This is a genomic window from Providencia sp. PROV209 (genome assembly GCF_028479485.1).
Classification (GTDB): Bacteria; Pseudomonadota; Gammaproteobacteria; order Enterobacterales; family Enterobacteriaceae; genus Providencia; species Providencia alcalifaciens.
This window is the reverse complement of record NZ_JAMPNR010000015.1, coordinates 211,696-219,682: the sequence shown is the minus strand read 5'-3', so window position 1 is coordinate 219,682 and position 7,987 is coordinate 211,696. Positions and strand designations below refer to the sequence as shown.

Annotated in this window: 5 protein-coding genes; 3 read left to right on the top strand and 2 right to left on the bottom strand. The window is 42.9% G+C overall.

Going from position 1 to position 7,987, the window contains the following annotated elements; genetic code table 11:
* Nucleotides 1–122 precede the first annotated feature (122 nt).
* Entirely contained in the window at nucleotides 123–2,156 is a 2,034-nt protein-coding gene (locus tag PR795_RS12060) for a M13 family metallopeptidase (RefSeq protein WP_272516854.1), read from the bottom strand.
* Nucleotides 2,157–2,443: 287 nt separating this feature from the next.
* Between PR795_RS12060 and cysB the strand changes: the two genes are divergently transcribed.
* The 3 genes from cysB (at nucleotide 2,444) to PR795_RS12045 (ending at nucleotide 6,820) form a co-directional block, all read left to right on the top strand.
* Nucleotides 2,444–3,418: an HTH-type transcriptional regulator CysB gene (gene cysB / locus PR795_RS12055; protein ID WP_006659759.1), complete on the top strand. Its 975-nt coding sequence runs from the start codon at nucleotides 2,444–2,446 to the stop codon at nucleotides 3,416–3,418.
* Nucleotides 3,419–3,511: 93 nt separating this feature from the next.
* Nucleotides 3,512–6,184 carry an aconitate hydratase AcnA gene (gene acnA, locus PR795_RS12050; protein WP_272516853.1) on the top strand — a complete coding sequence of 891 codons (2,673 nt, stop codon included), beginning with the start codon at nucleotides 3,512–3,514 and terminating at the stop codon, nucleotides 6,182–6,184.
* Between the two features lie 186 nt (nucleotides 6,185–6,370).
* On the top strand, nucleotides 6,371–6,820 hold the full coding sequence (locus tag PR795_RS12045) for a hypothetical protein (protein ID WP_006661698.1): 450 nt from the start codon (nucleotides 6,371–6,373) through the stop codon (nucleotides 6,818–6,820).
* Nucleotides 6,821–6,914: 94 nt separating this feature from the next.
* Here the strand turns inward: PR795_RS12045 and hemB are convergent, their stop codons facing one another.
* On the bottom strand, nucleotides 6,915–7,892 hold the full coding sequence (gene hemB / locus PR795_RS12040; RefSeq protein WP_006661699.1) for a porphobilinogen synthase: 978 nt from the start codon (nucleotides 7,890–7,892) through the stop codon (nucleotides 6,915–6,917).
* Nucleotides 7,893–7,987 lie beyond the last annotated feature (95 nt).

Genomic DNA, 7,987 nt, shown 5'->3' with positions numbered 1-7,987 from the left:
TAAATTATTTAGAAGGAAGGCTCTGAGTTATCATTCTCGTTATTTAGAATGTATGACGGTATAACACCATCATAAAAAAAGGCGCTGGTTAGCGCCTTTATCTTATAAAACACCAAAAACCATCACCAAATCTTAATGCGTTTTTCTGGTGCGAGGTACAGGGCATTATCCTTATCAACGCCGAAAGTGGTATACCACTCATCGATATTACGGACAACACCATTGGCGCGGAACTGATTTGGGCTGTGAGGATCGGTGAGGATCTTATTGCGTTCAGATTCCTTATTCGACAACTCTTGCCATGTTCTTGCCCACGAAATAAAGAAACGTTGTAGACCCGTCATACCATCAATAATCGGAGGCTCGCCATTTGGGTAGTTCTCTTTAGCAAATTGTTTATAGGCACTTAGTGCAATGTTTAAGCCGCCTAAATCCCCAATATTTTCGCCGAGAGTTAATTCACCATTCACTTTCTGCCCATCGACAGCAAAGCCATTATACTGATCCACCAATTTGGACGTTTTCTCTTTAAAGTGCTCTTTAGCACTGTCACTCCACCAGTTGCGTAGCTGACCGGTTCCGTCATATAAGCTACCTTGGTCATCAAAGCCATGCCCCATTTCATGACCAATTACGGCACCAATGGCACCATAGTTATAAGCAGGATCGACATTTGGGTCGAAGAATGGTGCTTGTAAAATGGCAGCAGGGAACACTATTTCATTCTGTACCGGATTAAAATAAGCATTAATGGTCTGCGGAGTCATGCCCCATTCCCACTTACGTACAGGCTGTCCAATTTTGCTCATGGCATCATTATACGACCATGCTTCCACTTGCTTATAGTTGTCCATCAATGTGTTGGGTTTCAAATTGATTGAACTGAAGTCATTCCATTTATCCGGATAGCCCACTTTGACAGTGAACTGCTCTAATTTTTTCAGCGCTTCTTGGCGTGTCGGTTCATCCATCCAATCATTATCTTTTAGGCGTGCATTGAAGGTTCCCCGTACATAGCTCACCAAATCTTGGATTTTCTCTTTTGACTGTGGGTTGAAATATTTCTCCACATAGATCTGTCCAAGAGGTTCACCTTGCAATGCGTTGACAGTTTGCAGGGCACGTTCTTGGCGAGTTCGTTGTTTCTCAACGCCATTCAGTTTTTTCGAGTAAAAATCGAATCGAGCATCGGATAGGGTTTTGTTTAAATAACTCGCATGGTCATTCACATACTGGAATGTCAGGTAATCTTTCAAGATAGAAACGGGGGTTTTGGCAAAAATTTGTGCCGTTTTTTCTACTGCGGTATCATTTTCAACAACCACTTTAGCCAGTTGTTGGTCAGTTAATTTCCAGTGCTGAATAAAGCTATCCCACGCAAAACCATCGGTGAATTTCTTCATTTCGGCTAAGGTCATTGGGTGGTAATTTTTGATGGTATCGCGTCGTGCTTCAGGACTCCAATGGACTTCAGCAATGGATTTTTCGAGGTTAAAGATCTGCTGTGCTTTTTTCTTAACATCTTTTTCGCCCGCTAATTTCAAAATAGTCGCAATATAGGCAATATAGTTTTTGCGGATTTCTTTCATTTGCGGCGTGTCGTCAAGGTAGTAATTACGGTTAGGTAACCCAAGTCCACCTTGTCCAAGATACAAAATATAGGTATCTGGCGCCTTCGCGTCTAAATCGACCCAATAAGACAAGACGGAGGTATAACCTGGCAGTGTCATTAGTCGGCTAATATCGTTATGATCTTTCGCTTGAGCAATGGCTGCTAAATCTGCCTTTATCGGTGTTAATCCCGCTTTTTCAATACTGGCTTCATCAAGGTAGCTTAAATATAAATTACGAATATTTTTCTGATTATGATTCAAGCTGCTTTCTGGGGCTTGCTTCAATTCATCAATGATGGATTGCGTTTGTTTTTCGGTACTTAAATACAAATCCACGAAGGAGTTAATTCGAGGCATGCCGGTTGGGATCTTGGCGTTATTAATCCAATCATGATTCACGTATTGATAGAAATCATTACCCGGCACAATTGAATCGGATAACACAATTTTTTGCTGACCGTAAGATAGCTCTTTCGCTAATAAGTGAGGCGCAAAGGATAGGGTTGATAAACCGACCATCATGGCTAAAACTTTTATACGCATCTAGATAACCTCTCTGTAGTCTAAATAGGATGCTCACCGCAAAATGGGAATAAAATTCGCATGCTAATTATTCAAGCATAGTCGAAGAAAAAAATAATCTGACTTTGCAATACCTTACTTGGGACTGCCTTTTTTTATCAGTGAGATGAAATATTATCATCATACTGTTTATTTTGATTAGTTTGATGTTATATTGGTTATATATATATTAAACAATATTACTTTTTGTTATATGTAATGTTTTTTAGCTATAGCAAAAACGATTTTCTGTGAGAGGTGGGGCAAATATGAAGTTACAACAGCTGCGATATATTGTTGAAGTCGTTAACCATGATCTGAATGTTTCATCGACGGCGGAAGGGCTATTTACTTCCCAACCAGGGATCAGTAAGCAAGTCAGAATGCTAGAAGATGAATTGGGTATTCAAATATTTGCACGTAGCGGAAAGCATTTAACGCATGTCACCCCCGCAGGTGAAGAGGTTGTCCGCATTTCCCGTGAAGTACTTTCCAAGATTGAAGCTATTCGTTCGGTTGCGGGCGAACATACCATCCCCGATCGCGGTAGCTTAAAGATTGCCACCACCCATACCCAAGCACGTTATGCCTTACCTCCAGTCATTAAAACCTTTATAGAACGTTATCCTCATGTGTCTTTGCATATGCAACAGGGTTCGCCAACGCAAATAGCGGAAGAGGTTTGCAAAGGTAATAGTGATTTTGCTATTGCGACAGAAGCACTCCATCTGTATAGCGATCTGATCATGCTGCCATGCTACCACTGGAACCGTTGTGTCATCGTGCCTACAGGGCATCCTTTAACAGAGAAAAAGAATGTCACGATTGAAGATATTGCCGAATACCAAATTGTCACGTATACCCATGGTTTTACAGGGCGTTCGGAGCTGGATGTCGCTTTCCAAAAAGTAGGATTAGAGCCGAAAATCATTTTCACTGCAACGGATGCGGATGTGATTAAAACTTATGTGAAGCTCGGTTTAGGGATTGGAATTATCGCCAGCATGGCAGTTGATCCTGAAGTGGATAAAGACTTAGTGGTGATTGATATGCGCGATAAGTTTAGCTATAGCACCACGAAGATTGGTTTTAAACGCACCAGTTTCTTACGTAGTTACATGTATGATTTTATTTGGCGTTTTGCTCCACATTTGACTCGCGATGTGGTTGATAAAGCGATTGCTTTACGTAATAACGAAGATATTGAAGAGTTTTTCAAAGAGATTGAGCTACCGATCTTATAATTGGCACAAAATCTATAAAGGAATTGATTATGAGGACTATGATTAATAATACTGCGTAAAAAAATAAGGTGATAAAAACGCCAAGGAGGAGTTATGTCGTTGAGTTTGAAAGCAAACAGTGCAGCAACGCTGAATGTCGGTAACAAACAGTATAATTACTTCAGTCTTGCCCTTGCCGAAAAACAGTTGGGTAGCGGGGCAAGATTACCTAAGTCCCTCAAAGTTCTTCTCGAAAATTTGTTGCGTCATATCGACGGTAAATCCGTCGTTGACGCCGATCTCCAAGCCATCATTGATTGGCAAAAAAATGCCCATGCAGATAGAGAAATTGCTTATCGTCCAGCTCGAGTGCTGATGCAAGATTTTACGGGTGTTCCTGCGGTTGTTGACCTTGCTGCGATGCGTGAGGCAGTTAAATCGTTAGGTGGCAATGTTAATCAAGTGAACCCGTTATCTCCTGTCGATTTAGTCATTGACCACTCCGTGATGGTTGATGAGTTTGGTAATACCCAAGCGTTTGATGACAACGTTGAAATTGAAATGAAACGCAACCATGAACGTTACCTCTTTTTACGCTGGGGGCAAAAAGCCTTCAACCGTTTTAGAGTGGTGCCGCCGGGAACGGGGATCTGTCACCAAGTTAACCTTGAATACCTCGGTAAAGCGATTTGGCATGAAGAGGTTGACGGTAAATTAATGGCCTATCCGGACACGCTGGTCGGGACAGACTCTCACACCACCATGATCAACGGTCTTGGCGTATTAGGTTGGGGTGTTGGTGGGATTGAGGCAGAAGCCGCGATGCTTGGTCAGCCCGTTTCTATGCTGATCCCAGACGTTGTAGGCTTTAAACTAACTGGAAAATTGGCAGAAGGGATCACGGCGACTGACTTAGTATTAACTGTGACTCAAATGCTGCGAAAACAGGGTGTTGTGGGTAAATTTGTCGAATTCTACGGTGATGGTTTGGCAGATTTACCGTTAGCCGACCGAGCAACTATCGCCAATATGGCGCCAGAATATGGTGCTACGTGTGGTTTCTTCCCAATTGATGAAATAACATTGTCATACATGAAACTCACTGGACGCCAAGATGATGAAATTGCGCTGGTGGAAGCCTATAGTAAACAACAAGGTTTATGGCGTCATCAGGGGGATGAGCCAATATTCACCAGTACATTAGCGCTAGACATGGGGACGGTAGAATCTAGCCTTGCAGGCCCTAAGCGTCCTCAAGACCGTGTTGAGCTGAGCCAAGTACCAAACGCATTCCAAAGCGCTGTGGATTTAGAGCTCAATAAACAGGATAAACATGCACATCCGCGGGTTAATTATCAAGAGCACGAATTTGATCTGACTGATGGCGCAGTTGTGATTGCGGCTATCACATCATGTACTAACACGTCTAACCCGAGCGTTTTAATGGCGGCAGGGTTGCTGGCGAAAAAAGCCGTAGAAAAAGGGTTGATGCGCCAACCGTGGGTTAAATCTTCTTTGGCTCCAGGTTCTAAAGTGGTGACTGATTACCTCAAATTGGCAGGATTAACCCCTTATCTTGATCAATTAGGTTTTAACCTTGTGGGCTATGGCTGTACAACCTGTATTGGTAACTCTGGTCCGTTACCTGCGTCTATTGAGGAGGCAATTAAACAGTCTGATTTGACGGTCGGTGCAGTGCTTTCAGGTAACCGTAACTTTGAAGGACGTATCCATCCGCTCGTTAAAACTAACTGGTTAGCATCACCACCATTGGTGGTTGCCTATGCGCTTGCGGGTAATATGCACGTTAACTTAAAAACTGATCCATTAGGCATGGATAAACAAGGACAGCCTGTCTATCTAAAAGACATTTGGCCATCCAGCGCGGAAATTGCCAGTGCAGTTGAGAAAGTCAAAACGGATATGTTCCATAAGGAATATAATGCGGTATTTGAAGGGGATGAAGCATGGCGAGCGCTGAATGTGGAAAGCTCTTCAACGTATCACTGGCAAGGGAATTCGACCTATATCCGCCACCCGCCATTTTTTGAAAATATGCCCGCCCAGCCTAAACCTGTTGCTGATATTCATGGTGCGAGCATTCTCGCAATTCTTGGGGATTCGGTGACAACAGACCATATTTCTCCAGCGGGAAATATTAAGAAGGACAGTCCTGCTGGGCGTTACTTGCAGGAGCATGGTGTTGCGGTAGCAGACTTCAACTCTTATGGTTCCCGTCGTGGTAACCATGAAGTGATGATGCGAGGAACCTTTGCCAACATCCGTATTCGTAATGAAATGGTACCCGGTGTTGAAGGTGGCTATACCGTGCATATTCCAACGGGTAAACAAATGGCTATTTTTGATGCGGCGATGCTATACCAGCAAGAGAAGCGTCCATTAGCTATTATTGCAGGTAAAGAATACGGGTCAGGCTCTAGTCGAGATTGGGCTGCAAAAGGCACTAATCTGCTGGGGGTTCGCGTAGTAATAGCTGAATCTTATGAACGTATTCACCGTTCTAACTTAATTGGAATGGGGGTGATCCCATTAGAATTTACCGGCGGTGAAACGCGCAAAAGTTTAGGCTTAAAAGGTGACGAACGTATTGACGTGGTAGGGCTTCAATCTTTAAGTCCGAGCCAAGATCTTAAGGTGACAATTACGTATGGTAATGGTGAGGTGAAAGAGATTAAAACTCGCTGCCGGATTGATACGGCGACCGAAATGGAATATTACCGACATGGTGGGATCTTACATTATGTGATCCGCCAAATGCTCAATTAGCGTTCGTTTATAACGCCTGCGATTGTTATCGCGGGCGTTTTTTCTTTATTAATGCTTAATATTGTTATTTCTCAAGTTTTTTAGCCAGCTTCTCAGCTATTGTGGTAGTCAGTATTCAGAAAAAGTTCAGTAGTTTGATGGAATGATGTGACCGCATTTATCGAAAATAGCGTAAAGGAAATTAATATGGCGATTATCAATGAAACTGATTTTTTCAAGGGCGCATTGTGGGCAGCAGACATTTTATTAAGTACGACACATTGTGCCGGTGCTAATGATGAAGTTCGTGACATTTTAGAACATATTCCGAACCTATATTCCGTTGTAATGAGAACGCCAGAAACGGAAGTTCATGATTTAAGATTATATGCAGATAAAGAATTCCCATTAGGTCTAAATGCGGAATACACCGCAATTTCTATTGCACCGTTAAAAGATTTTTTTGATATTTTGCCTGTTACTGAGCATGAGCTTGATTGTGAAGCGATGGATATTGAAACGTGGGGCGTGGTGGCAGACCTTACGAATGGTAAAAAAGATCTCCTGATTGCTGGGTTATTATCTCCAGAAACGGCGCAAATGTATGCAGACCGTTTATCTGAGCAGCTTGCTTTTCAACAAAAGAAGGCGAGTTAACTAGCAAGTTGTTTAATAATTAAGCTAAAATGAACGAAAACGCCGATACTGTGTTTATATCCAGCATCGGCGTTTTTTCTATCTAAATAATAAATTATAAGATTTTATTTTCTGCTAATTGCAGTGCGAAATAGGTAAAGATTAAGTCAGCACCTGCACGTTTGATAGCACCTAAGCTTTCCAGTGTCACGCGTGTTTCATCAATTGCTCCCGCTTGGGCTGCAAATTTGATCATGGCGTATTCACCGCTGACTTGGTAAGCCCCGATCGGTAATTGAGTGCATTCGCGTAGGTCTCGGATGATATCCAAATAGGCACCTGCCGGTTTCACCATGAGTGCATCTGCACCTTCTTGCATATCGATGAGAGACTCATGTAGCGCTTCGCGGCGGTTCATTGGGTTCATTTGGTAAGTTTTACGATCACCTTTTAAGCATGAACCCGCTGCGTCACGGAATGGACCATACAGGGCAGAGGCGAATTTAGTGGAGTAAGACATGATTGCGGTATCTGTAAATCCAGCCGCATCCAGCGCATGGCGGATAGCGGCAACTTGCCCATCCATTGCTGCGGATGGCGCAATAAAATCAGCACCTGCACGTGCCGCAGCAACCGCTTGTAGACCCAAATTATGGATAGTCTGATCGTTATCAACAACGTCACCATGCATCACACCGCAATGCCCATGAGAAGTATATTCACAGAAACAGGTGTCTGACATTACAATCATTTCTGGGACTGTCTCTTTACAGATGCGAGACATACGTGCCACCAGGCCATTTTCTTGCCATGCATCGCTACCATTTTCATCTAAGTGATGGGAAACGCCAAATGTCATCACAGATTTAATGCCCGCTTTGGCAATACGCTCAATTTCATGCGCTAAACGTTTCTCTGGGATACGAACTACGCCTGGCATACTGGCGATAGGGGCGTAATCGTCTAAACCTTCTTCAACAAAGATAGGTAAACATAAATCATTAATGGAGAGATGGGTTTCTTGGAATAGGTCGCGGAATTGTTCACTTTTACGCAGTCTTCTCATGCGTTGGATGGAATGCAGGTTATTCACACTATCTCCTTGGTAGACGAAAAATAGACATTTCCCATTCGGATTATTATGTGGGAATGTTCCACTCTCATTTTTCGATGTATTAAATAATGAAT

Bases quoted from the DNA above. Each gene is read 5' to 3' on its own strand.
- PR795_RS12060 (WP_272516854.1), bottom strand. From the start codon at position 2,156: ATGCGTATAAAAGTTTTAGCCATGATGGTCGGTTTATCAACCCTATCC.
- cysB (WP_006659759.1), top strand. From the start codon at position 2,444: ATGAAGTTACAACAGCTGCGATATATTGTTGAAGTCGTTAACCATGAT.
- acnA (WP_272516853.1), top strand. From the start codon at position 3,512: ATGTCGTTGAGTTTGAAAGCAAACAGTGCAGCAACGCTGAATGTCGGT.
- PR795_RS12045 (WP_006661698.1), top strand. From the start codon at position 6,371: ATGGCGATTATCAATGAAACTGATTTTTTCAAGGGCGCATTGTGGGCA.